This is a genomic window from Arhodomonas aquaeolei DSM 8974, assembly GCF_000374645.1.
Taxonomy (GTDB): domain Bacteria; phylum Pseudomonadota; class Gammaproteobacteria; order Nitrococcales; family Nitrococcaceae; genus Arhodomonas; species Arhodomonas aquaeolei.
On sequence record NZ_KB894827.1, the window covers coordinates 1 to 23,820 of the forward strand.

At 70.2% G+C, this 23,820-nt stretch carries 18 protein-coding genes; 7 read left to right on the forward strand and 11 right to left on the reverse strand.

What is annotated here, in order from left to right:
- The 4 genes from C516_RS20045 to C516_RS0117240 all read left to right on the forward strand — a co-directional run.
- A partial coding sequence (locus tag C516_RS20045) for a spermine/spermidine synthase domain-containing protein (RefSeq protein ID WP_018719663.1) occupies positions 1–612 on the forward strand: 612 nt, incomplete at its 5' end.
- A 178-nt stretch (positions 613–790) separates the two neighbouring features.
- Positions 791–1,048: a hypothetical protein gene (locus C516_RS21245; RefSeq protein ID WP_156831294.1), complete on the forward strand. Its 258-nt coding sequence runs from the start codon at positions 791–793 to the stop codon at positions 1,046–1,048.
- Between the two features lie 535 nt (positions 1,049–1,583).
- Entirely contained in the window at positions 1,584–3,359 is a 1,776-nt protein-coding gene (locus tag C516_RS20055) for a PAS domain S-box protein (protein ID WP_018719665.1), read from the forward strand.
- Positions 3,349–4,002 carry a response regulator transcription factor gene (locus tag C516_RS0117240; protein ID WP_018719666.1) on the forward strand — a complete coding sequence of 218 codons (654 nt, stop codon included), beginning with the start codon at positions 3,349–3,351 and terminating at the stop codon, positions 4,000–4,002. The genes C516_RS20055 and C516_RS0117240 overlap by 11 nt, the downstream gene beginning before the upstream one ends.
- Before the next feature lie 9 nt (positions 4,003–4,011).
- Here the strand turns inward: C516_RS0117240 and C516_RS0117245 are convergent, their stop codons facing one another.
- The 7 genes from C516_RS0117245 to C516_RS0117275 form a co-directional block, all read right to left on the reverse strand.
- On the reverse strand, positions 4,012–4,878 hold the full coding sequence (locus tag C516_RS0117245) for a 3-hydroxyacyl-CoA dehydrogenase family protein (protein WP_018719667.1): 867 nt from the start codon (positions 4,876–4,878) through the stop codon (positions 4,012–4,014).
- A complete protein-coding gene (locus C516_RS0117250) occupies positions 4,871–6,517 on the reverse strand; it encodes an acyl-CoA synthetase (RefSeq protein ID WP_018719668.1) in 1,647 nt (548 codons plus the stop codon). Before C516_RS0117250 ends, C516_RS0117245 begins: the two co-directional genes overlap by 8 nt.
- A gap of 163 nt (positions 6,518–6,680) precedes the next feature.
- Entirely contained in the window at positions 6,681–7,862 is a 1,182-nt protein-coding gene (bktB, locus tag C516_RS0117255) for a beta-ketothiolase BktB (protein WP_018719669.1), read from the reverse strand.
- A 49-nt stretch (positions 7,863–7,911) separates the two neighbouring features.
- Positions 7,912–9,549: an electron transfer flavoprotein-ubiquinone oxidoreductase gene (locus tag C516_RS0117260; RefSeq protein ID WP_018719670.1), complete on the reverse strand. Its 1,638-nt coding sequence runs from the start codon at positions 9,547–9,549 to the stop codon at positions 7,912–7,914.
- Positions 9,550–9,558: 9 nt separating this feature from the next.
- Positions 9,559–11,331: an acyl-CoA dehydrogenase gene (locus tag C516_RS0117265; RefSeq protein WP_018719671.1), complete on the reverse strand. Its 1,773-nt coding sequence runs from the start codon at positions 11,329–11,331 to the stop codon at positions 9,559–9,561.
- Positions 11,332–11,358: 27 nt separating this feature from the next.
- Positions 11,359–12,309, reverse strand: a complete 951-nt coding sequence (locus C516_RS0117270) for an electron transfer flavoprotein subunit alpha/FixB family protein (RefSeq protein ID WP_018719672.1) — start codon at positions 12,307–12,309, stop codon at positions 11,359–11,361.
- 2 nt (positions 12,310–12,311) lie between these two features.
- The gene (locus C516_RS0117275; RefSeq protein WP_018719673.1) at positions 12,312–13,061 is read right to left on the reverse strand and encodes an electron transfer flavoprotein subunit beta/FixA family protein; all 750 of its coding nucleotides are present in this window, start codon (positions 13,059–13,061) and stop codon (positions 12,312–12,314) included.
- A gap of 217 nt (positions 13,062–13,278) precedes the next feature.
- Between C516_RS0117275 and speE the strand changes: the two genes are divergently transcribed.
- Both speE and C516_RS0117285 read left to right on the forward strand, forming a co-directional pair.
- Complete coding sequence (speE, locus tag C516_RS0117280; protein ID WP_018719674.1) at positions 13,279–14,151, forward strand: polyamine aminopropyltransferase; 873 nt, start codon at positions 13,279–13,281, stop codon at positions 14,149–14,151.
- 207 nt (positions 14,152–14,358) lie between these two features.
- Positions 14,359–16,605, forward strand: coding sequence for a TonB-dependent receptor (locus tag C516_RS0117285; protein ID WP_018719675.1), 2,247 nt, complete (start codon positions 14,359–14,361; stop codon positions 16,603–16,605).
- Positions 16,606–16,688: 83 nt separating this feature from the next.
- Here C516_RS0117285 and C516_RS0117290 read toward each other — a convergent pair whose 3' ends face one another.
- Both C516_RS0117290 and C516_RS0117295 read right to left on the reverse strand, forming a co-directional pair.
- Positions 16,689–17,489, reverse strand: coding sequence for an ABC transporter permease (locus tag C516_RS0117290; protein WP_018719676.1), 801 nt, complete (start codon positions 17,487–17,489; stop codon positions 16,689–16,691).
- Complete coding sequence (locus C516_RS0117295; RefSeq protein WP_018719677.1) at positions 17,480–18,061, reverse strand: ABC transporter ATP-binding protein; 582 nt, start codon at positions 18,059–18,061, stop codon at positions 17,480–17,482. The genes C516_RS0117290 and C516_RS0117295 overlap by 10 nt, the downstream gene beginning before the upstream one ends.
- A gap of 420 nt (positions 18,062–18,481) precedes the next feature.
- Between C516_RS0117295 and C516_RS20060 the strand changes: the two genes are divergently transcribed.
- A complete protein-coding gene (locus tag C516_RS20060) occupies positions 18,482–19,945 on the forward strand; it encodes a multidrug ABC transporter permease/ATP-binding protein (protein WP_018719678.1) in 1,464 nt (487 codons plus the stop codon).
- On the opposite strand, the gene fhuB is transcribed toward C516_RS20060, so the two are convergent.
- Together fhuB and C516_RS0117310 are read right to left on the reverse strand one after the other, a co-directional pair.
- On the reverse strand, positions 19,901–21,862 hold the full coding sequence (gene fhuB, locus C516_RS0117305; protein ID WP_018719679.1) for a Fe(3+)-hydroxamate ABC transporter permease FhuB: 1,962 nt from the start codon (positions 21,860–21,862) through the stop codon (positions 19,901–19,903). The two genes, C516_RS20060 and fhuB, sit on opposite strands and share 45 nt — an antisense overlap.
- The gene (locus C516_RS0117310; RefSeq protein WP_018719680.1) at positions 21,862–22,752 is read right to left on the reverse strand and encodes an ABC transporter substrate-binding protein; all 891 of its coding nucleotides are present in this window, start codon (positions 22,750–22,752) and stop codon (positions 21,862–21,864) included. The genes fhuB and C516_RS0117310 overlap by 1 nt, the downstream gene beginning before the upstream one ends.
- Positions 22,753–23,820: the final 1,068 nt, after the last annotated feature.

Consider the following 23,820-nt stretch of genomic DNA (forward strand, 5'->3'; position numbering starts at 1 on the left):
GGCGGCGACTGCGGCACCCTGCGCGAGGTCCTGCGCCACCCCGGCGTGGAGCGCGCGGTGCTGGTGGACATCGACGAGGGCGTGACCCGGGCCTCGGAGCGCTTCTTCCCCGAACTCACCGAGGCCAACGGCGACCCCCGCGCGGAGCTGAATTTCACCGACGGTGTCGCCTACGTACACGAGGCACCGGCCGGCTCATTCGATGTGGTCATCATCGACAGCACGGACCCGGTGGGCTTCGCCGAGGGCCTGTTCGGCGCCCCTTTCCTGCGCGAGGTGCACCGCGTCCTCGACGACGGCGGGCTGGTGATGCAGCAGAGCGAGTCGCCGCTGTTCCATGCCGACACCCTCATCCGCGACCTCCACGGGGCGCTCGCCGAGGCCGGCTTCGACCAGCGCGTGACCCTGCCCTTCCCGGTGCCGAGCTACCCCGGCGGCTGGTGGAGCGCCACCCTCGCCGGGCGCGGCACGCCGGTGGAGCGCTTCCGCGAGGCCGACGTGGCCGCACGGCCGTTCAGTACCCGGTACTACGACGCCGGCACCCACCACGGCGCCCTGGCACCGCCGCCGTTCTGCGCCGGCGTGTTCCACCCCCCGGCCTCCGCCGGGTAGCGCATTCCGCTCCGCTCGGCCGGAGGGGACGCCCCGGCCAACCTGGCCAGGCACGGCACCGCCGTCGCCGGTGCCGCATCGAAAGGCATCCACGCAGGCATCCGGCAACGTCCCGGATACGCCGGGTCGGTTGCGTACAAACAGATGAAAATCATTCCTGCCCGCGGCCCTGGACACCATGGCCGCAGCGGGGGCGCGTCACCTGCACGTCCAGCCCGTCGGACTGCCATTCTCCGATAGCATCGCCGCCTGGCTACCCGGGGCGCTGGCACACTGGCGACAGACACGGGCCCCGTCGAACGTCACGGTCACCCTCGGCGAGGACCAGTGTGCTGAGGAGGCGACGCTGGCGACAGTGCGGCGCCAGGCCGTAGATTCCGCACACACGGCCAAGTCCGTAAAGACGGTTCCACCGTCGCTCGGCAAGCCCGGGTGAGATCACGTGCCCGCCTTCGAGCATCACCTGCTGGTATGCACCGGACCGCGCTGCCATTTTCGCGACGCGCCCTCGCTGCGCGCGGAGTTCACCGACGCGTTGCGGGCGGCCGAGCTGTGGCAACGGTGTATCGTCTCCGAGACGAGCTGCCTAATCCCCTGCAACCGCGGCCCCATCGTCGCCCAGTATCCCCGTGGGCGGTGGTTCCAACTCCCCGACCGTGCCGCCGTGCGGCGCTTCGTCGACGCCGTGCTCCTGCGGGGCGAAGAAATGCCGGATCTCGTGGTACGAGACATCGGGGCGACAGCGCGGGTACCCCGCAAGTGCGGCCGAGACAGACGCTGATGCGGCACGGCCAGGAAATTGGAGAAGTGCGAGGTGGCGCGGATGGTATCATTGACGATCGAACGCCAACGCGACCGCAGCATGACCTTCTCGCGCAATGACAGGTACACGCGTTTCTGCGCCGCCCCCGACCGGCCATAGACCGCCTGGCGCGAGGACAGCGGCCCAATCCGTACTCAACGATGCGCCAGTGCCGGTGGTGGAACTGGATGCCAACGGCACACCGTGCTTCGTCAATCGGACCGCGCAACGGCTGATTGCGCGCACAGGCCTGGACGCCAGCGGGCTATTGCCCCCCACGCGCACCTCACTTCACCGCGAGGCCCTCGCCACCGGCGGCTGCGTGCGCGACGCCGCCCACCCCGTGGAAGGCCTGACCCTGACCTGGTCCTGCCAACCCCTGGAGCGCGACGGCCACACCTTGTGGTACGGCGACGAAGTGGCGCCGGGCGACGGCGCCCCCGGCGACGACGACCACATCCGCTACCGGCTGTTGGTGGATCACTCCACCGATGTTATCTCTCGCCACGGAAGAGACGGGCGCTTCCTGTTCGCATCGCCGGCCATCCGCAAGCTCCTCGGCTATACGCCGGAGGAGGTGATCGGCATCTCCGCCTACGACCTGTTCCACCCGGACGACCGTCGCGCCGTGTTCGACAAGGATCCACGGATATTCCATGACCACGGTTTCTATCTGCACCTCTACCGCATCCGCCACAAGGCCGGACATTATGTCTGGTTCGAGACCACCAGCGTCACCCACCGCGACGGCGGCACCGGCGAGCTCATCGACATCCTCTGCGTCTCCCGGGACGTCTCCCGGCGTGTAGCCACCGAGCGGGAGCGGGAACGGCTCGCCCGAGCGGTGGAGTCCACCACGGACTATGTGCTCTTCGTGGAGCTCGGCGAGCGCCTCGGCTCGGCCAACCGCGCGGCGCGCGGACGCTTCGGCACGGCTGCCACGGACGCGGGCGCACCGCTGGAAGGGCTCTACCGACCGGGCTCGCTGCGGCGCCTGCGCGAGGAGGTGCGCCCGGCGCTCGGCGCCCAGGGCAGCTGGCAAGGCGAGCTGGAGATGCAGGGCCCCGGCGGGGAGGCAGTGCCGGTGCTCACCGTGGCCCTGACCGACGACGACCCGGACGGCCCCGCCGGAAGGATGACACTGCTCAACCGGGACATCCGCGAGCGCAAGAACGCGGAGGCGCAGGCACAGAAACACCAACAGGAGATCGCCCACGCCAATCGCCTAGCGGCGACCGGGGAGTTGGCCTCGCAGGTCGCCCACGAACTCAATCAGCCGCTGGCGACGACGTCTAACTATGCCAGCGGCATGCTAAATGTCATCCGCGCCGCACCCGACCGCCCGTGCGGCGAACTGGCGGCACCGCTACAGAAGCTTCAGAGCCAGGTCCAGCGCATGAACGAGATCCTCAAGCGCATCCGCGCCTCCGTGCGCCGGGGCCACGTGCGGCGGACGTCCATGGACCTCGCCGCCGTCCTGGACCGGGCCCGGGCGCACTGCGAATGGCGTGCCGAGGCCGCGGGCGTCACCCTGCGACTGGACACGGCGGCGGACCTCCCCGCCGCCGACGCTGACCCGGTTCAGGTGGAGCAGGTGATCGTGAACCTGATCATGAACGCGGTGGAAGCCTGCGCGGAGATGGTCCCGGAGCGACGCCTGGTGGAAATAGCCGCCTGGGGCGAGGACACGACGAGCGTGGCGTTCGCCGTACGCGACCACGGCCCCGGCATTAGCCCCGGGCTGGACGGACGCATCTTCGAGACCTTCTTCACTACCAAGCGCGAAGGCCTGGGAATGGGCCTGTCGATCAGCGCCTCGATCATGGAGGCCCTCGGCGGCGAGCTACGCCTGGCCCCAGCCCCGGCGGACGGTGGCTGCCGCTTCGTGGGTACACTCTGCCGCCGCGATCGCCGTTGCAACGGAGACGCCACGAATGACGGATGAGCGCGCCCTCACCGTGGCCGTGGTCGACGACGACCCGGACTTCCGCGATTCCCTGCGTTGGCTGCTGAGCTCCGTGCACCTGCCGGTCACCGTCTACCCGGACGGGGAATCCCTGCTCGCCGAGCTCGGCCCGGAGATCGGCTGCATCCTGCTCGACGTGCGCATGCCCGGAATGAGCGGCATCCAGGTCCAGGAACGGCTCAACGCGCTCGGTGTCGACGCGGCGGTGCTCATCGTCACAGGCCACGGCGACGTGCCCATGGCCGTGCACGCCCTAAAGCACGGGGCGTTCGACTTCATCGAGAAACCGTTCAACGACCAGCAGCTCATCGACAGCGTCCAGCAGGCGCTGGAACACACCCGCCGGCGGCGCGCCCGGCACGACTACGCAGCCGCACTGCGGGCGCGTTTCGACGCCCTGCGGCCGAAGGAGCGCGACATCCTGCGCCTGGCCGCGCTCGGGTGCACCAACCGGCAGATCGGCGAGGCGCTGGGCGTCAGCGCCAAGACCGCCGAGATCTACCGATTGCGTGCCATGAAAGCGATGCAGGCCCGCGACCTGGCGCATTGGGTGAGGATGGCCGAGCGGCTGGAGATCCTCCCGCCGCTGGACAGCCCGGCCGGGGACGACGCCTCCGGCTGAGCGCGGCGGTCAGCCGCCCTCGGCGGGATACTCGCAGAAGCCCCGGCCGGTCTTGCGGCCGAGATGCCCCTCATCCATCAGACGGCGCAGCAGCGGACAGGGCTGGTACTTGGCCTCGTCCAACCCGTCCTGGAGGATCTTCATCACAGCCACGACGACATCGATGCCGACCATGTCCGCGAGGGCGAGTGGGCCGATGGGGTGATTGGCGCCCAGCCGCATGGCGTCGTCCACCGCCTCCGCGGTGGCGACGCCCTCCTCGACCACGAACGCCGCCTCGTTGATCATCGGGATGAGGATGCGGTTGACGGCGAAGCCGGGACTGTCGCCGATGCGCACCGGGGTCTTGCCCAGTGCCCGGGCCAGCGCCTCCACCGTCTCGACCACATGATCCGCGGTCTGCCGGGCGCGGATCACTTCCACCAGCGGCATCACCGGCACCGGGTTGAAGAAGTGCATCCCCACGACCCGCTCCGGGCGGCCGGTCACATCCGCCAGCCGGGTGAGCGACAGCGAGGAGGTGTTGGAGGCCAGGATCGCTTCCGGGGCCACGGTGTCGAGCTCGCGGAAGATGCCCTCCTTGAGCTCCGGGGACTCCGGTGCCGCCTCGATGATCACCGGCGCGTCGGCCAGGTCCGCCAGGCGGGTGGTGACCGCGAGCCGCGCCAGGACGGCCTCCGCCGTCCCGGCCTCCAGCCGGCCCTTGTCGTCGAGGCGCTGCAGGCCGCCGTCGATGGCCTCCCGGGCGTTGTCCAGCGCGGCCTCGGAGACGTCACAGAGGGCGACCTCCTGGCCCGCGGCCAGGGCGGTCTGGGCGATGCCCCGGCCCATGATACCCGCCCCCACGATGGCGATGCGCTGCAGCGTATCAGTCATCGGTAATCTCCTCCCCCATTCGACGCAGCACGTATTTCTGAATCTTGCCCGTGGAGGTCTTCGGCAGCTCCGAGAACACCACGTGCCTGGGGACCTTGAACCGGGCGAGGTGAGAGCGGCAGTGATCGATGATGTCCCCCTCGGTGACGTCGTCGTGCCCCGGCTTGAGGGTCACGTACGCGCACGGGGTCTCGCCCCACTTCTCGTCGGGCTTCGCCACCACCGCCGCTTCGGCGACTGCAGGATGGCGGAAAAGGACATCCTCGAGCTCGATGGTGGAGATGTTCTCACCGCCGGAGATGATGATGTCCTTGAGCCGGTCCTTCAGGTCGATGTAGCCGTCCGGGTGCCACACCGCCAGGTCGCCGGTATGATACCAACCGTCCGCGAACGCCTCCCGGGTAGCCGCCTCGTTCTTGAGATAGCCCTTCATCACCGTGTTGCCGCGTATCACGACCTCACCAAGTGCTTGCCCGTCCCGCGGGACCGGTTCCCCCGTCTGCTGGTCGACCACACGCAAGCCTTCCTGAACGTGTGAACGCACGCCTTGGCGCGCTTTGATTCGCGCCCGCTCATCCAGCGGCAATTGGTCCCACTCGTTGCGCCACGCGCACACGGTTGCCAAACCGTAAACCTCGGTCAGGCCGTAACCATGGGTCACCTCGATGCCAAGAGCCTCTGCTTCTGCGAGGGTGGCAGCTGGCGGTGCAGCACCTCCCACCACAACCCGGACGGTTCGTTTCAGCGGCCGCCGGTCCGCTTCAGGCAGATTGACGAGCGCATTGAGGATAATCGGCGCTCCGCAGAAATGGGTGATGCCTTCTTCCCTCAGCAGTTCCATGATCTCCGCCGGATCAACCTTTCGCAGGCACACGTGGGTGCCCGCCGCCGCTGTCACCGTCCACGGGAAGCACCAGCCGTTGCAGTGGAACATCGGCAGGGTCCACAGATAGACAGGATGGTGCGGCATCGCCCACACGCACATATTGCCGATGGCGTTCAGGTAGGCACCTCGATGGTGGTAGACAACACCCTTGGGGTTGCCGGTGGTGCCCGAGGTGTAATTCAACGAGATCGCGTCCCACTCGTCGTCCGGCAGGCGGTAGGCGAATGCCGGATCCCCCGCCTCGAGGAAGGCCTCGTAGTCCGTGCCGCCCAGGCGGCGCCCGCCAGGGCCCTCCGGATCGGCGACCTCCACCAGCACCGGCGGCTCGTCGAGCTGTGCCAGGGCCTGCTCGACGACGTCGGCGTACTCGGTATCGGCAATCAGCACCCGGGCCTCGCCGTGGCGCAGCATGTAGGCGATGGAATCGGCGTCCAGTCGGGTGTTCAGTGCATTGAGTACACCGCCGGTGAAGGGCACGCCGAAGTGCGCCTCGAGCATCGACGGGATATTGGGCAGCATCACCGCGACAGTGTCGCCGCGGCCGACGGCCCGCTGGCTCAGCGCAGAGGCGAGCCGGCGGCAGCGCTCGTAGGTCTGGGCCCAGTTGCGACGGGTAGGGCCGTAAACCACCGCATTGTAGTCGGGATAGACGGCGGCATTACGCTCGATGAACGTCAGCGGCGAGAGCGGCACGTAATTCGCGCCGCACGCCGGTAGCCCCTGGTCGAAGATATTCGCGCTGGCCTGTTCCATTGCAAGCTCCCGGTCTGGCGTATGACACCCAGCCCGTACGCAGCGGCGTAGCGGGCTGCTCTCCTCCTATACGAAAATGGCTCGCGCATGACCTCCCGTTATCTAGCCACGACTGTGATTCGTCAATCACCGCAGGTTCCAGTAGCCAAGGCATACCCAGTAATCACAAACGCTCGAACAGTGCGGCGATGCCCTGGCCGCCGCCGATGCACAGGGTGACCACGGCATAGCGCCCGCCGATGCGCTCGAGCTCGTGGATCGCCTTGACCGTGAGGATGGCCCCGGTGGCGCCGATGGGGTGGCCGAGGGAGATGCCGCTGCCGTTGGGATTCACCCGTGCCGGGTCCAGCTCGAGGTCGCGCACCACCGCCAGGGCCTGGGCGGCGAAGGCCTCGTTGATCTCCCAGGTGTCCACGTCGCCGGCGGCCACGCCGGTGCGCTCGAGCAGCTGGCGCACGGCGGGGACCGGGCCGATGCCCATGTACCGGGGCTCCACGGCGGCGACGGTGCCGGCGAGCAGCCGCGCCCGCGGTTTCAGGCCCTGGCGCTCGGCGGCCTCGCGGGAGGCGAGCACCACCGCGGCGGCGGCGTCGTTGAGCGTCGAGGCGTTGCCGGCGGTGACGGTGCCGCCGTCGCGCTTGAACACGGGCTTCATCGCGGCCAGGCGCTCGGCGTCGACCTCCCGGCGCGGGCCCTCGTCGGTGTCCACGGTGACCGTTCCTTTGCGCCCGCGGATCGCCACCGGCAGGATCTGCTCGCGGAAGTAGCCGGCGTCGATGGCGGCGGCCGCGCGGTGGTGGCTTTCCACGGCCAGGGCGTCCTGGTCCTCGCGCGAGATCCCCCATTGCTCGGCGACGTTCTCGGCGGTGATACCCATGTGGCACCCGTCGAACGGGTCGGTGAGCGCGCCGACCATGGCGTCGAGCATCTGCCCGTCGCCCATGCGCTGGCCCCAGCGCCCGCTCGGCAGCCAGTAGGGGGCGCGGCTCATGGCATCGCCGCCGCCGGCCACGGCGCACTCGGCATCGCCGCTGCGGACGTAGTCCGCGGCGGTGAGGATGGCCTGCAGGCCGCTGCCGCACAGGCGGTTGAGGGTGAGCGCCGGGGTGGTCACGGGCAGGCCGCCGTTCACGGAGGCGACCCGGGCGAGGTACATGTCCCGCGGCTCGGTGTGGATGACATTGCCGAATACCGTGTGCCCCACCGCCTGCGGCGGGACGCCGGCACGGGCCACCGCTTCGCGCACCACCGAGGCGGCGAGATCGCCGAGGGGGACGTCCTTGAGCGCGCCACCGTAACTGCCGACGGGGGTGCGGACACCGCTGACAACGACTACGTCCTGCATATTGCCTCCAGAAATGCACCGTTCGTGTTTTCGAGAATCCCGGCCATCGCTACATGTTGGGGTAGTTGGGTCCGCCACCGCCCTCGGGGACGACCCAGTCGATGTTCTGCGTGGGGTCCTTGATGTCGCAGGTCTTGCAGTGCACGCAGTTCTGCGCGTTGATCTGCAACTGCGGATTGCCCGAGTCGTCCTCGACGAACTCGTATACCCCGGCGGGGCAGTAGCGTGCCTCCGGTCCGGCGTAGCGCTCGAGGTTCACGCGCACGGGCACGTCCTTATCGCGCAGCGTGAGATGGCAGGGCTGGTTCTCCTCGTGATTGGTGTTGGAGATGAATACCGAGGAGAGGCGGTCGAAGGTGACCACGCCGTCGGGCCGGGGATAGTCGATGGGCGTCGCCTGGTCCTTGGCCCTGAGCTGCTCGTGGTCGGCGTGGTGGTGGAACGTCCACGGTGCCTTCCCCCGGAAGAGGTACGTGTCGATGGCGGAGTAGGCGATAGCCGGCCACAGCCCCCAGCGGAAGGCGGGGCGGATGTTGCGCGCGCGGTAGAGCTCGTCCCACAGCCAGCTCCGGCGCAGCTGCTCGGGATAGGCGCTGACTTCGGCACCGGCCTCCGCCGCCTCGCCGGTGAGCGCCTCGAAGACCGCCTCCGCGGCGGTCATGCCGGACTTCATGGCGGTGTGACTGCCCTTGATCCGGGGGGTGTTGAGAAAGCCCGCGGTGTCACCGATGAGCGCCCCGCCCGGGAAGGTCAGCCGCGGGATGGACTGGTAGCCGCCCTCGCTGATCGCACGTGCGCCGTAGCTGATGCGTCGCCCGCCCTCGAAGGTGGGACGGATCGCCGGGTGGGTCTTGAACCGCTGCATCTCCTCGAACGGCGAGAGATAGGGGTTGTCGTAGTCGAGCCCCACCACGAAGCCCACCGCGACCTGGTTGTCCTCGAGGTGGTAGAGAAAGCTCCCCCCGTAGGTTTTCGGGTCCATCGGCCAGCCCACGGTGTGGATGACCAGTCCCGGCTGGTGCTGTGACGGGTCCACCTCCCAGAGCTCCTTGATCCCGAGCCCGTAGGTCTGTGGATCGGCCCCGGCACGCAGGTCGAAGCGCTCGAAGAGGCGCTTGGTGAGCGAGCCGCGGCAGCCCTCGGCGAACAGCGTCTGGCGGGCATGCAGCTCCACGCCCGGCTCGTGGTTCGCCCCCGGCGTGCCGTCCGGGTTCAGCCCCATGTCACCGGTGGCCACGCCCTTGACCGAGCCGTCGTCGTGGTAGAGCACCTCGGCGGCGGCGAAGCCCGGGTAGATCTCCACGCCCAGCGCCTCGGCCTGCTCGGCGAGCCAGCGGCAGAGGTTGCCGAGGCTGACGATGTAGTTGCCCTCGTTGGCCATCTGCGGCGGCGTGGGTAGCCGCCGGGCAGAGCGCTCGCCGAGCAGCACGAAGCGGTCCTCGGTGACCGGGGTGTGCAGCGGTGCGCCGCGATCGCGCCAGTCCGCCAGCAGTTCCTCGAGCGCGCGGGGGTCGAGCACCGCCCCGGAGAGGATGTGCGCGCCGATCTCGCTGCCCTTCTCAAGCACGCACACCGACAGCTCTTGCCCGGCCTCCCTGGCCCGCTGCATCAGTCGGATCGACGCCGCCAGCCCCGAGGGGCCGCCGCCGACGATCACCACGTCGTAGTCCATGCGCTCGCGTTCCATTCACCCTCCTCAGAACTGCTCTTCGGCCAGAAACAGCGTGGCGCCGTTGTCATCGGTCACGCCATGACCGAACGCATCCGCCCGCGGCAAAAAGTGGCGCATGTAGAACACCGCCGTGGCGCGCTTGGCCTCGTAGAAGGCGCGCTCGGGGGTATCGGCCTCCAGAGCCCGGTCAGCCAGCACCGCCGCCCGGCCCATCTGCCAGCCACCGAGCACGAACCCCGCCTGCATGAGATAGGGGGTGGCGCCGGCCAGGGCCGCCTCGCCACCGTGCTCCAGGAGGTGCACGGTACTCCGCCGCAGGCCGTCCAGCGCGGCCCGCAGGGCCTTGCCCTCGACCGCCAGGGCATCACGCTCCGCCAGCGCCGCCGCATCCGCCTCGGCCTCGTCGAGCACCGCCGACAGGGTCTCGCCACCGTCGCGAAGGACCCGGCGCAGGGTGAAGTCCTGGGCCTGGATACCGGTGGTCCCCTCGTAGATGGTGGTGATACGGGCGTCACGCAGGTATTGCGCGGCCCCGGTCTCCTCGACGTAGCCCATGCCGCCGTGCACCTGCACACCCAGCGAGGTCAGCTCGTGGCCGAGTTCCGTCGCGGTGCCCTTGATCAGGGGCGTGAGCAGCGCCACCCGGCGCTCCGCCGCGGCGGCGTCACCGTTGTCCGGCGCACGCCGGGCGACGTCCATTTCCGCAGCGGCAAGCATACCCAGCGCCCGCATCGCCTCGGTGCCGGCACGCATGGTCATGAGCATCCGCCGCACGTCCGGGTGGTGGATGATGGCGGCCGGCCTGCTGCCGCCGGGGCGACGCCCCTGCACCCGCTCCCGGGCATAGTCCCTGGCCTGTTGATAGGCGCGCTCGCACACGCCAACTGCCTGGACGCCGACCTTGTGGCGGGCCTCGTTCATCATCGTGAACATCTGGTGGAGACCGCGCCCGGGCTCGCCGACCAGGTAGCCCACCGCCCCGCCGTCGTCGCCGAAGCTGAGCAGGCAGGTGGGGCTGGCATGGATGCCGAGCTTGTGCTCCAGCGCCACGCAGCGCACGTCGTTGCGCTCGCCGGGCCGGCCGGCGTCGTCGACGAAGCGGTGGGGCACCAGGAACATGGAGATGCCGCGGTTGCCCGCTTCGGCGTCCGGGGTGCGGGCGAGCACGAGATGGACGATGTTCTCCGTCATGTCGTGATCGCCCCAGGTGATGAACAGCTTCTGTCCGGTGATCCGGTAGTGATCGCCCTCCGGCACGGCGCGCGTGTTGATCGCGGAGAGGTCCGAACCGGCCTGGGGCTCGGTCAGATTCATCGTGCCCGGCCACTCGCCGCTGACCAGCGGCGCGAGAAATCGCTGCTTGAGGCTGTCACTGCCGTGGCGCTCCAGCGCCAGCACGGCCCCGGCAGTGAGCAGCGGACACAGCGCCAGCGCCATGTTCGCGCTATTCCACACTTCCTGGGTGGCGCAGGCGAGCAGCTCCGGCAGGCCCTGCCCACCCCAGTCGGGATCGGCGGCAATGCCGTTCCAGCCTCCTTCGACGAAGGCCTGGTAGGCCTCGCGGAATCCCGCCGGGGCGTGCACGCCGGTCTCGTCAAGCCGGCAACCCGCTTCGTCACCGCTGCGGTTGAGCGGTGACCAGACCTCGCCGGCGAGACGCGCCGCCTCCTCAAGCACGGCCTCGACGACGTCCGGCGTGGCCTCCTCCAGGCCCGGCAGGGCAGCCACCCGGTCCAGTCCGATGAGCTCTTCGATGACGAAGCGCAGTTCGCGCACGGGGGCAAAGTAGGCAGTCATGATTGTCTCGCTGTCCGGGCTGGCGGGTCACTGGCGCGTACGCAGGGCGTCGAGCAACTGCGGCACGGCCTCGAACAGATCGCCGACCAGGGCGTAGTCGGCAACCTGGAAGATGGGGGCCTCCTCGTCACGGTTGATCGCGGCGATCACCCGACTGTCCTTCATGCCGGCGAGGTGCTGGATGGCCCCGGAGATACCGACCGCGAGATAAAGCTCCGGGGCTACGATCTTGCCGGTCTGTCCCACTTGGCAGTCGTTGGCGATATAACCGGCGTCCACGGCAGCGCGGGAAGCGCCCACCGCCGCACCGAGCTCGGCGGCGAGCTCGCGAAGCATGTCGAAGGCCTCGGCGCCGCCGAGGCCACGCCCGCCGGAGATCACCACCCTGGCGTTAGCGAGATCCGGCCCGTCGCCGGCACTCAGCGACTCGTCGACGAAACGTGACAACGGCGGGTGATCCCCGGCGGACAGGCGCTCGCAGGGAGCTGCGGTATCCGCCTCCGCCACGGAGTCGAAGGCGCTGGTGCGCACCGTGACCACACGCACGACGTCTTCGCAACGCACCCGTGCCAGGGCATTGCCGGCATAGATGGGGCGGATAAAGGTACGCCCGTTCTCCACCGCGACGGCATCGGAGACCATCGCCACGTCCAGCAGCCCGGCCACCCGGGGCATCACGTCCTTGCCGGTACTCGTGCCCGCAGCGACGACGCCGTCGTAGCCGCCGTCGCGCACCAGCGTGGCGATACGCTCCGCCACGGGCTCGGCGAGGTCGTCAGCATAGGCGTCGTCCTCACAGAGGAGGACCTGGACAGCACCGTCCAGCCCCGCCGCGGCGTCGGCGACACCGACACAGCCGGGACCGCCGATGACCAGGACGTCGTAGCCCTCGCCGAGCTGCCGGGCGGCGGAGGCCGCGCGCCGGCTCGCCTCGCCGAGGGTGCGTCCGTCGTGCTCTGCGATCAGGAGGATACTCATGGTCAGATCACCTGTGCCTCGTCACGGAGCCGTGCAGCCAGCTCGGCAGCGTCGGCGACGCGCACGCCGGGCTCGCGCCCCGGCGGCTCGCTGACGCCAAGCAGCGTGAGCCCGGCGTCCCCGGCCACACCCAGGTCGGCGAGGGACATGGCCTCCAGGGGCTTGCGCTTGGCCTTCATGATGTCGGGGAGCTTTACGTAGCGGGGCTCATTGAGCCGCAGGTCGGCGGTCACCACCGCGGGCAGCCGGAGCGCGACCCGGCGCGTGCCGCCGTCCACCTCTCGCGCGACGATGACCTCGCCATCCGCCGGCTCGATGCCACAGGCAAAGGTGCCCTGGCCCCAGCCGAGCCGGCCGGCCAACATCTGCGCGGTCTGGTTGGAGTCGTCGTCGATGGCCTGCTTGCCCATGAGGATAAGGTCCGGCGTCTCCCGCACGGCCAGCTCGGCGAGGGCGCGGCTGACCGCCGGCGGCTGGAGCTCGGCGTCCGTGTCCACGTGGATGCCGCGATCGGCGCCCAGGGCGAGCGCGGTGCGGATCACGTCGGTGACGGCTTTTTCGCCGATGCTGACCACCACGACCTCGTCCGCCTGCCCGGCCTCGCGCAGCCGCACCGCGGCCTCGACGGCGATCTCGTCGAAGGGGTTCATGGACATCTTCACGCTGGCGGTATCGACCCCGGAACCATCGGGGCGGACACGCACGCGGACGTTGTGGTCGACGACGCGCTTGGCGGTGACCAAGACCTTCATGGCGACTCTCCCCCTCTGCGCGCTGCTTGCCTTGGGTGGGCTCACGCTATTCGCTATCAAATATAGTGTCAACACTGTATTTGATTAGGTAAATACTGTGGCGCAGGCGGGTACGGGATACGCGGCAGAGGCCGCGGACACCGTGCGCAGCCTGGGGGAATGGCTGCTCCGTGTCGGTACTAGTAAACTCCCGCCGACCATCCACCGGGAGCCGCCCATGAGCCTCGACGATCAATGGTTCTCCGAAGCATTCGAGAGCGAGGGTGTCGCCTTCTCGCTGCGAGTGCACCGCAAGCTCCTCGATGAGCGTACCCGCTATCAGCACATCCAGGTCTTCGAGACGAGCCACTGGGGCAACGTCCTCACCCTGGACGGCTGCGTGATGCTGACGACGCGGGACAACTTCCTCTACCACGAGATGATGGCCCATCCGGCGCTGTTCACCCACGCCGATCCCCGGCGGGTGCTGATCATCGGCGGCGGCGACTGCGGCACCCTGCGCGAGGTCCTGCGCCACCCCGGCGTGGAGCGCGCGGTGCTGGTGGACATCGACGAGGGCGTGACCCGGGCCTCCGAGCGCTTCTTCCCCGAGCTCACCGAGGCCAACGGCGATCCCCGCGCGGAGCTGCGCTTCACCGACGGTGTCGCCTACGTCCGCGACACGCCGGCGGACTCATTCGACGTGGTCATCATCGACAGCACGGATCCGGTGGGCTTCGCCGAGGGCCTGTTCGGCGCCCCTTTCCTGCGCGAGGTGCACCGCGTCCTCGACGACGGCGGGCTGGTAATGCAGCAGAGCGAGTCGCCGCTGTTCCACGCCGACACCCTCATCCGCGACCTCCACGGCGCACTCGCCGAGGCGGGCTTCGACCAGCGCGTGACCCTGCCCTTCCCGGTGCCGAGCTACCCCGGCGGCTGGTGGAGCGCCACCCTCGCCGGGCGCGGCACGCCGGTGTACGGCTTCCGCGAGGCCGACGTGGCCGCACGGCCGTTCAGCACCCGGTACTACGACGCCGGCACCCACCACGGCGCCCTCGCACCGCCGCCGTTCTGCGCCGGCGTGTTCCACCCCACGGCCTCCGCCGGGTAGCGCGTTCCACCCCGCTCACCCGGAGCGCGGACGCCCCGGCCAACCTGACCGGGCACGGCACCGCCGTCGCCGGTGCCACATCGAAAGGCATCCACGCAGGCATCCGGCAACGTCCCGGATACGCCGGGCCGGTTGCGTACAAACGGATGAAAATCATTATTGTTATTGCTAGTCTCCGCCTTCCAACACCTGCCCAGGGAGACCGCAATGACGACCAACACCCATGGCCCCCCGCTCGCAAGCGCCGGACGGCTCATCGGTACCAGTGCGCTGGCCTGCCTGGCCGTCGCCGCCCATGCCGAGGAAGAGCAGGCCATTACGCTGGACGAGACCGTGGTGGTCGGCAGCCGCGCCCCGGCGAAGATCAGCGACCTGCCCGGCACGGTCTGGGTGGTGGAACCCGAACAGTTCATGGAGCAGGTACGCGGCGGGGCCTCCCTGAAGGAGGCACTGGGCAAGCTCATCCCCAGCCTCGACGTCGCGCCCCAGGGCCGCACCAACTACGGTCAGAACATGCGCGGCCGCTCGGTGCTGGTGATGATCGACGGCGTCTCGCTGAATTCCTCGCGGGGCATCAGCCGCCAGTTCGACAGCATCGACCCGTTCAACATCGCCCGGGTGGAGGTCCTGTCCGGCGCCACGGCACTGTACGGCGGTGGCGCCACCGGCGGGATCATCAACATCATCACCAGGCGCGGTGACAGTGGCGGCCCCGAGTTCGCCACCCAGACCGGCGCGACCAGCGGCTTCAATGACGGCGACGACTACCAGGCACGGGTCGCGCAGTCCGTGAGCGGCGGCAGCGAGCGGGTACGCGGCCGGCTCGGCCTCGCCTACCAGCGCAACGGCGGGTTCTATGACGGCAGCGGCGAGCAGATCATTCCGGACATCTCGCAGACGGACCTCCAGTACAACCGCAGCATCGACCTGACCGGCTCGCTGGACATCGATCTCGGCCCCGACCAGAGTCTGGCGTTCACCGGCCAGCTCTACGACTCCGGCTACGACGGCGACCGCGGGCTCTACCTCGGCGAGGACCTGGCCGCGGTCACCGGCTCCGACCCGGGCAGCTTCGACATCCGCGGCGGCTTCGAGAGCGACCGCGAGCCGGCCACCGAGCGGCACATGCTCAACGCCACCTACCACCATGCGGATCTGCTAGGCCAGGAGCTCTACCTGCAGGCGTTCACCCGCGGCGAGGAGGCGGCATTCCATCCATTCCCGTACCTGTACTCGGATCTCGACCAGGATGGCAACGCGGACCCCTACTACTCCGCCTCCGAGCAGAACACCGACGTCCACGGCGCCAAGGCGCTGGTGGTCACGGACCTCTCGCCGGTGCGTCTGCAGTGGGGCGTGGACGCCGACCGCGAGACCTTCGACGCCAACCAGATGCTCTTCGACTACCAGCGGGTGCTCGACAGCGGCGGCCTGAAGCTCGACGAGACCGCCACGGTGGGCCGCTACCCGAACTACCAGGTGGACACCATGAGCGCCTTCCTGCAGGGCGAATGGCAGGTCAGCGAGCGCTGGCGGCTATCCGCGGGTGTGCGTCGGCAGCACTCGGATGTGGAGATCGACGACTTCGTCGGCGCCGAGCAGCAGGTCGCGGTAGCCAGCGGGCTGGCGGATTCCGCCGAGGCCATCCCTGGCGGCAGCAACGACTACGAGACCACGCTGGTCAACGTCGGTGCGGTCTTCGACGTGTCCATGAGCGATCAGCTCTGGACCAACTTTTCCCAGGGCTTCGAGATCCCGGACCCGGCCAAGTACTACGGCCAGGGCCAGTACACCCTGGACGACGGCCGCTACGTGCTCGACGACAGCGTCAACGTCGACGATTCACCGCTGAAGGGGATCAAGACCAGTCAGGTGGAGATCGGCTGGCGTCATTTCGGCGAGCGCACCACCGCACAGGTCGCCGCCTACTACGCCTGGTCCGAGGAGGCCCTGGACTATGACAGCCAGAGCCTCGCTGTGAAGGTACTCGACGACGAAACCCGGGATTACGGCATCGAGGGCAAGCTCAGCTACCGCCTGACCCGGGCCTGGCGCGTCGGCGGCAGCGGCCACCTGGTGCGCTCGGAGCGCAAGGTCGACGGCGAGTGGCAGAAACGCGCCGCCACCTCGGCCAGTCTCTCCAAGGCCACCGCCTTCGCCGGCTGGCAGCGCGGCGGCACCCGCGTGCGGCTCCAGTACACCCGCACCTTCGATCTGGAGGACGACGCCGGCAACGAGATCAAGGGCTTCCAGACCGTCGACCTGCTCGGCAGCCACCAGCTCCCGGTCGGCGAGCTCTCCTTCGGCATCCGCAACCTGCTGGACGAGGAGTACACCACCGTTTGGGGACAGCGCGCCCAGATCTTCTACGCGCCCTACTACGGCCCGGAGGAGATGTTCGACTTCAAGGGCCGCGGCCGCACCTACAGCCTCACCTACACGGTGCACTACTGAGGCCGGCGGTGAGGACGCACAGCCATTCGTGGCCCGGCGCCGCGATCCCGGGGCGGGACCGCCCGCCCCGCCGCCGGCGGTGCCTACCCGGCACCGCTCAGGCGCTCCAGGCGCAGCCGGCCGCGCTCGTCGAACAGCCGCCGTGCGACCAGCCGGTTGGCCAGCAGCGTCCCGGTGCCCGTGCCCACGGTGATCAGCAGGAAGATCAGGATCTGATAGCGCACCGCCTCCCCGGGCGGGCTGCCGGCGAGGATCTGGCCAGTCATCATCCCGGGCAGGCTGACCACCCCGGCGGCGGCCATGGCGTTGATCACCGGGATCATACCGCTGCGCACGCTCTCGCGCCGCAGCGGCGCGATCGCGGCCTGCCAGGGCTCGCCCAGCATCAGCCGGGCCTCGATGGCGGCACGCTGGCGCCAGGCCCCCTCGGTGAGGCGCTCCAGTCCCAGGGCGACGCCGTTCATGGTGTTGCCGAGGAGCATGCCCAGCAGGGGGATAGCGTACTGGGCGCGATACCAGGGCTCCGGGCGGACCAGAACCAGCAGCGCCAGCGCCGCCGTGGCGAAGCTCGCCACGAACATGGCCCCGGCACCGATGCCGTAGCCCCAGCCGCCGGCGAGGGGACGGCGCTGCCGGGCGTGGACCTCGCGGGCGGCGATGAGCAGCATCCCGACGCCGATGAGCACCACCCAGTACCAGTGCGCCAGGGCGAACACGGCCTCCAGCACCAGTCCCACCAGGGCGAGCTGGATCACCATGCGCAGGGCCGCGAGCAGCAGCGCGCGGCTCACCGCCAGGCGCTCAAGCCAGGCGACGCCGCCGAGGGCGAGCACCAGCGCCGCCGCCACCGCGAGATCGGTCACCGACAGCGCGATTACGTCCATGCCGTCTCCGTCAGCCGCCCGCCGGCGGCGATCGTGTACCCCCGGGACGCGACCCGCATCACCTGCTCGCCGTCATGACTCACCCACAGCAGACCGCAGCCGCGCTCCCGCAACCCCGCCAGCCAGTCCTCGGTGCGCCGGGCATTGGCCGGGTCGAGGTTCGCCGTGGGCTCGTCGAGGAGCAGCATGAGGGGACCGCGCACCGCCGCACGCAGGAGGGCGAGGCGCTGGCGCTCGCCGGAGGACAGCCGCGCCACCGGCCAGGCCATCACCCCGGGGTCCAGACCGAGCAGCTCGAAACCGTCGCCGGCGGTGCCGGGGGGGAAATGCTCGTCCACCCGGTCCGCCCACCACGCACTCTCCGCGGGCACGTACATCACCCGCGCCCGCCAGTCCGGTCCGCTCATGGCCTCGCAGGCGACGCCGTCCAGGGCGAGCCGGCCGGCGAACGGGTCGAGGTCGGCGAGCGCGCGCAGAAGCCGGGTCTTGCCGGCCCCCGATGGCCCGGTGAGCGCCACGCACTCGCCGTGCTCCACGCGGAGGTCGTCGACAGTGACCGGACCCGCCTGCATCCCCTCGGCCTGCAATGCCACGCTCGTGCTCCGTCGTTTCGGCGACCAACCCTTATAACGGCTGCTCCGCCGGCCCGGCAAGCCGGTGCCGCGGACGCCACCCGGGCGGTCGCGAACCGTCCGTCACCCCGACACCACCGGTAACCACCATGGACCTGCTGCGATTCGTCTTCCGTGAATACGCCCGCGCCTTCATCGGCGTGCTCGCTCTGAGCCTGGCGAACGCCGGCCTCGGCGTGGGCGTGATCGCCTACATCAACCAGCGCCTGATCGTCGGGGACACACCGGTCTCGGCGCTGCCGGGGCTGCTCGGGCTGCTGCTCGCACTGCTCGCGGTCTCCCTCGGCGCCCAGTTCGCGCTCACCACCCTCGGCCACCACCCTCGGCCACCACTTCATCTACCGCCTGCGCGCGCGGCTGGTGAAGCGCATCCTCGACACCGATATCGAGCGCCTGGAGACGCTCGGCAGCGCCCGGCTGCTGGCGAGCCTGTCCAGCGACGTGCGCAACATCACCATCGCCTTCGTGCGCCTGCCGGAGCTGGTCCAGGGCATCGTGCTCACCACCGTCTGCACGATCTACCTCGCCTGGCTGTCGCCGTCGCTGCTCGCCGTGACGTCGGTATGGATCGCCGTGACCATGGCCGGGGGCGCATGGCTGGTCTCGCGGGTATACGCCCACCTGCGCAACGTGCGTGAATCGGAGGACCGGCTGTATCGCCACTTCCAGACCGTCATCGACGGGCGCAAGGAGCTCGCGCTCAACCGCGACCGCGCCCGGCGGCTCTTCGAGGGGGACTACGACGCCGCCGCCCGGGACTACCGCCACCACGTCATCCGCGCCGACACCTTCCACCTGAGCGCCAACAACTGGACCAACATCATGATGCTCGGGGCCATCGGCGTGGTCTTCTTCCTCGCCAACGGTCTGGGCTGGGCGGACACCGCGGCGGCCGCGACCTTCTCGCTGACCCTGCTGTTCCTGCGCACACCGCTCATTCAGGCCGTCGGTGCATGGCCCACGCTCACCGCCGCCGGGGTCGCCTTCGAGAAGCTCGCCGGGCTGACCCTCGCGGACTACGAACCGGGCTTTCCCGCGCCGGCACCGAAACCGGACTGGCAGGAGCTGGCCCTGGAGGGCGCGACCTACCGCTACCCCGCCTCAAACGGCGAAGGCTTCGCGGTGGGACCGGTCGACCTGACCCTGCACCGCGGCGAGCAGGTCTTCCTGATCGGGGGCAACGGCAGCGGCAAGTCCACCCTGGCACGCCTGCTCGCGGGGCTGGTCGAGCCCCACGAAGGCGAGCTTCAGGTCGACGGACGCACCGTGACCGCCGCGGAGCGGCACGCCTACCGCACCCGTTTCGCCAGTGTGTTCACGGACTTTCACCCGTTCGGCGAACTCCTTGGCCCCGGCGGCGCGGCCCCGGACGACACGCTCGTGGCGGCATGGACGGAGCACCTGGGGATGACGCCCACCGGCGCCCTCAGGGACGGTCGTATCGCCAGCACCCGGCTGTCCCAGGGCCAGCGCAAGCGCCTGGCGCTGCTGCTCGCGATCGCGGAGTCCCGTGACGTGCTGCTGCTCGACGAGTGGGCCGCGGACCAGGACCCGGAGTTCCGGCGGGTGTTCTACCGCGAGGTCCTGCCGCGGCTGCGGGACATGGGCAAGACGGTGTTCGCGATCAGCCACGACGACCAGTACTTCCGGCACGCGGACCGGTTGCTGGAGATGCGCAACGGGCGGCTGATGGAGCTCACCGGCGCCCAGCGCGAGGAGGCCAACCGGGACGCTGTCGCCCGCCTGCAGCGCGGCGGCCGAGCCCGGTCCGGCGGGGGATCACAGGCGCCGCAGGCCCCACATGAAGTAGGCCCCGCCGAGTAGCGAGGCCACCAGCCCCGCGGGCACCTCTTGGGGAAAGAGCAGCTGCCGGGCCACCCAGTCCGCCAGGACCATGAGGGTGGCCCCGCACAGCGCTGCCCCGGCGAGGTGGGCACGGGCCCGGGCGAAGCCCAGCAGCCGCGCCATGTGCGGGGCAAGCAGGCCGACGAAGCTAAGCGGGCCGACCACCAGTGTTGCGCAGGCCGTGAGCCCAGCCACGAGCAACAGCAACACTAGCCGCGCACGGCGCACGGCCACACCCAGCGCCTGCGCCGTCGACGCCCCCAGGGGCAGCAGCTCCAGCCAGCGCACCAGCGGCCAGCTCGCCAGCCCGAGCACCACGGCCAGTGCGGCCACCGTGGCCGCGCCGGTGAGGTCGACGTAGTAGGTCGAGCCGGACAGCCACGCCAACACCCGCTGGGCGCGCGGGTCACCCCCGGCCAGGACGATGCCGCGCACGGCGTCGAACAGTGCGGTGACCGCGACGCCGCTGAGCAGCAGCCGGTCCGGGCGCAGGCCGCTGCGGTGGTTGAGCGCGATCAACGCCGCGAGCACCGCGAGCGCACCCAGGGTGCCCACCGCGACCAACGTCACCCCGCCGGGGGCGGGCAGCAGGAAGATCGCCGCCATAAGCGCGATGGCACTGCCACCGCTGATACCCAGCACCTCCGGGCTCGCCATCGGGTTGGCGGTGACGCGCTGGATCAGCGTGCCGGCGACAGCGAGCATCACCCCGCTCGCCGCAGCGGCGATGACCCGTGGTGCCCGCCACTGGAGCACCCCCCAGTCGAACGGCGCCGTCCACGCCCAGCCCCCGGTGGCACGGCCCAGGCACAGCGCGAACACCACACCCGCCGCCAGTGCGACGGCAATCATCACCGCCAGCCGCGCAGGTGCCGGATGCCGGCGGCCGATCCCGTGACCGCCGGCGGCGGCCGTGCCACCGCCGAGGCGCAGTCGCGGGATGAGCCAGAGCAGCAGCGGGGCGCCCAGCGCCGCGGTGGTCGATCCCGTGGGGATGAGGGTGGGCAGCACCCCCGCGAAACGCTGGAGCAGCAGGTCCGTGGTCGCCAGCAGCAACGCCCCGAGCAGCGTCGACCAGACCAGGCGCTGGCCCAGCCGGCGCGCCCCGGCGAGGTAGGCGAGGTTCGGTGCGGCCAGGCCGACGAAACCGATGATCCCCACCGTCGAGACCACGCTGGCGGTGAGGAACACCGCCACCGCCAGGCCGGCGAGACGCAGGCGCCGCAGCGGAATGCCGAGGCTGCGCACGCTGGCGTCGTCCAGCGCGAGCACCGTCAGCGCTCGCAGCAGCAGCCACGCCAGCGCGCCACCGAGGAGCAGCCGCGGGGCCAGGAAGGCCGCCCCGCCCCAGCCGGTCTGCGCCAGCGAGCCCGCGCCCCAGATCAGCAGGCCCTTGAGGGCCTCCTGGTGGAAGAGCAGCAGCACCATGCCTAGGGCACCGAAATAGAGATTCACCACCAGCCCGGCGAGCACCACCACCACGGGGGCCAGCGCCTGACGCCAGGCCAGCGCGAACACCAGTGCCATCGACAGCCCGCCGCCGATCATCGCCACCCATTCGCGCCCTGCCCCCAGAAGCCCGGGCGCCATGAGGGTCGCCACCATCAGCGCGAGGTTCGCACCGCTGGCCACACCCAGGGTGGTCGGCGCCGCGATGGGATTTCGCAGGATCTGCTGCATGAGCACGCCGGCGAGCGCCAGCGCGCCGCCGGCGAGCAGCGCAGTGGCCAGACGCGGCCACCAGGCGAAGAACAGCGCGAGGGACGCCTGGTCCGCACCCGGTCCGGCGGCAAGGACCGAGACCCCCTCGGCGATACCGCCACCGGCGTGGAGTCCGGCGAACGCCAGACCTACCAGGGCCACTGCGAACAGCCCGCAGGCACGTGCCGGCGTCATCAGTGCGCGTCCTCCGGTTGTCCGTGGTCCAGGGCGTCGACGAGGTACCGGGCGAAGCGCCGCGCCGAGGGCAGCGCCCCGAAGCTCCACACCGGCGGCAGGCGGACCACGTCGCCGCGGGCCACGCTGGGCAGTGACTGCCACAGGCCGTTGTCCGCCAGCGCCCGCTCCACCCCGGCCGGGAACGGCTCGATCACGACGATCCGGGCGTCGATCCCCGCCAGCGCCTCCAGGCCGACCAGCGAGAAGCCCCAGTAGTTGGTCGGACCCGGCCAGGCGTTATGCAGCCCCAGCCGGTCGAGCACCACCTGATACAGACCGTTCTCCCCGAACACCCGCACGTGACGGGCGTCCATGAACTGCACCATCAGCAGCGGCCGCACGTCCCGCCCGGCGATCCGCCCGCGACAGTCGGCGAACACCTCGCGGGTGCGGCGGATCAGCCGCTCCGCCGCCGCCTCACGGTCCACCAGGGTGCCGAGCCGGCGGGTCAGCGCGAGCATCTGCTCCCAGGTGTCGCTGTCCGGGGTGTAGAGCGCAAACTCGCTCACCGGCGCGATGCGCTCGAGCCGCGGTGTCAGCGAGGTGAACATGCGCGATATCAGGATGCGGTCCGGCGCCAGCCGGGCGAGGCGTTCCATGTTCGGCTGCATGCGCAGCCCCAGGTCCGCCACCGAGTCCGGCAGACGCGGCTCACTCACCCACGCCCGGTAGGCATCCACCTGGGCCACCGCGAGGGGCGTGACACCGAGGCCGAGGAGCGTCTCCGCCAGGGTCCAGTCCACCGTCGCCACCGCCGGGGGCGCGGCGCGGCCACGCCCGGGCGCGAGGACAACGATCACGGCGAGCAGCATCAGCGCGACGGTGACACGCAGCGGGCGATCGGCCATGGGCTCCACGGACGCTCGGGGTGGGCGGCCCGGTGGATACGGATGCGCCTGGCACCGGCCACCGGATGGAGCCGGCATTCTAGGGTAAACGGGAATTATTCGCAAAATGGAATGACAGGGGCCATCCCAACGGCACGGCAAGCACCGGCCGGCACGTCGCGCACGGGCGTTTCCTGCCCGGGCCACGCCCCCGCAACCGCCATTCCCGCCCCGGCGATTGCCGGCTGCCTGCGAGCAATCGCCCCACGACGGAGACGGCCCCGCGTAGGTCGTGCACGGCCGCGGGCCGTGTGCGACATCCCCGCGCAACCCATCGGGACGTCGCACACCTTACGGTGCACGACCTACGCGTTTATGGTCCCACCGCCGAGAACACGCGGCCGGTTGCTTCGGGCAGCCGGCCGTAGCGGGATATCCCGCGGGATGCGGCACAACGTCGCGGGAAACGTCGGGCATGTGCGTCATATGCCCGGAAGGCGGCCCCCGCGACCGCCGTTCCCGACCCGGCGGTGTCAGTCGCCTTCGCGCAGCGGAACGACCGTGGATACCGTCCCGCGAATCACGCGAGTTGCGGGGCACACGGTGTCTGGTCCTTGATGACGCCGAAACAGATCGGGACGGGCTTGCACATGGCCGGCGCAGGCGCTGGCAGAACGCGTGCGCATCGGGGTTGCGAGGTCGGCCGCTCACGGTAGTCGACGTTGCCGGCACCGCAGGACGGGATGTTGGCTGCCAGGAGACGCCAACCTACGGGAACCCGCGTGGGTCGCGCGCCGCAGGCGTGCGACATTCCGGCGCGGTCATTGAGGATGTCGCACACGGCCCGTGGCCGTGCACGACCTACCGGTCTGCCAGGAGCCGCCAACCCCCGGGAACCCGCGTAGGCCGTGCGCCGCAGGCGTGCGACATTCCGGCGCGGTCATTGAAGATGTCGAACACGGCCCGCGGCCGTGCACGACCTACCGGTCTGCCTGGAGCCGCCAACCCACGGGAACCCGCGTAGGTCGTGCGCCGCAGGCGTGCGACATTCCGGCGCGGTCATTGAAGATGTCGCACACGGCACGCGGC

Excerpts from the sequence above, each read along its gene's own strand:
- C516_RS0117275 (WP_018719673.1), bottom strand. The coding sequence starts at position 13,061 with ATGAAGGTCTTGGTCACCGCCAAGCGCGTCGTCGACCACAACGTCCGC.
- C516_RS21245 (WP_156831294.1), top strand. The coding sequence starts at position 791 with ATGGCCGCAGCGGGGGCGCGTCACCTGCACGTCCAGCCCGTCGGACTG.
- speE (WP_018719674.1), top strand. The coding sequence starts at position 13,279 with ATGAGCCTCGACGATCAATGGTTCTCCGAAGCATTCGAGAGCGAGGGT.
- C516_RS0117285 (WP_018719675.1), top strand. The coding sequence starts at position 14,359 with ATGACGACCAACACCCATGGCCCCCCGCTCGCAAGCGCCGGACGGCTC.
- C516_RS0117270 (WP_018719672.1), bottom strand. The coding sequence starts at position 12,309 with ATGAGTATCCTCCTGATCGCAGAGCACGACGGACGCACCCTCGGCGAG.
- fhuB (WP_018719679.1), bottom strand. The coding sequence starts at position 21,862 with ATGACGCCGGCACGTGCCTGCGGGCTGTTCGCAGTGGCCCTGGTAGGT.
- bktB (WP_018719669.1), bottom strand. The coding sequence starts at position 7,862 with ATGCAGGACGTAGTCGTTGTCAGCGGTGTCCGCACCCCCGTCGGCAGT.
- C516_RS0117295 (WP_018719677.1), bottom strand. The coding sequence starts at position 18,061 with ATGCAGGCGGGTCCGGTCACTGTCGACGACCTCCGCGTGGAGCACGGC.
- C516_RS0117310 (WP_018719680.1), bottom strand. The coding sequence starts at position 22,752 with ATGGCCGATCGCCCGCTGCGTGTCACCGTCGCGCTGATGCTGCTCGCC.
- C516_RS0117245 (WP_018719667.1), bottom strand. The coding sequence starts at position 4,878 with ATGACTGATACGCTGCAGCGCATCGCCATCGTGGGGGCGGGTATCATG.
- C516_RS0117290 (WP_018719676.1), bottom strand. The coding sequence starts at position 17,489 with ATGGACGTAATCGCGCTGTCGGTGACCGATCTCGCGGTGGCGGCGGCG.
- C516_RS0117260 (WP_018719670.1), bottom strand. The coding sequence starts at position 9,549 with ATGGAACGCGAGCGCATGGACTACGACGTGGTGATCGTCGGCGGCGGC.
- C516_RS0117265 (WP_018719671.1), bottom strand. The coding sequence starts at position 11,331 with ATGACTGCCTACTTTGCCCCCGTGCGCGAACTGCGCTTCGTCATCGAA.
- C516_RS0117240 (WP_018719666.1), top strand. The coding sequence starts at position 3,349 with ATGACGGATGAGCGCGCCCTCACCGTGGCCGTGGTCGACGACGACCCG.
- C516_RS0117250 (WP_018719668.1), bottom strand. The coding sequence starts at position 6,517 with ATGGAACAGGCCAGCGCGAATATCTTCGACCAGGGGCTACCGGCGTGC.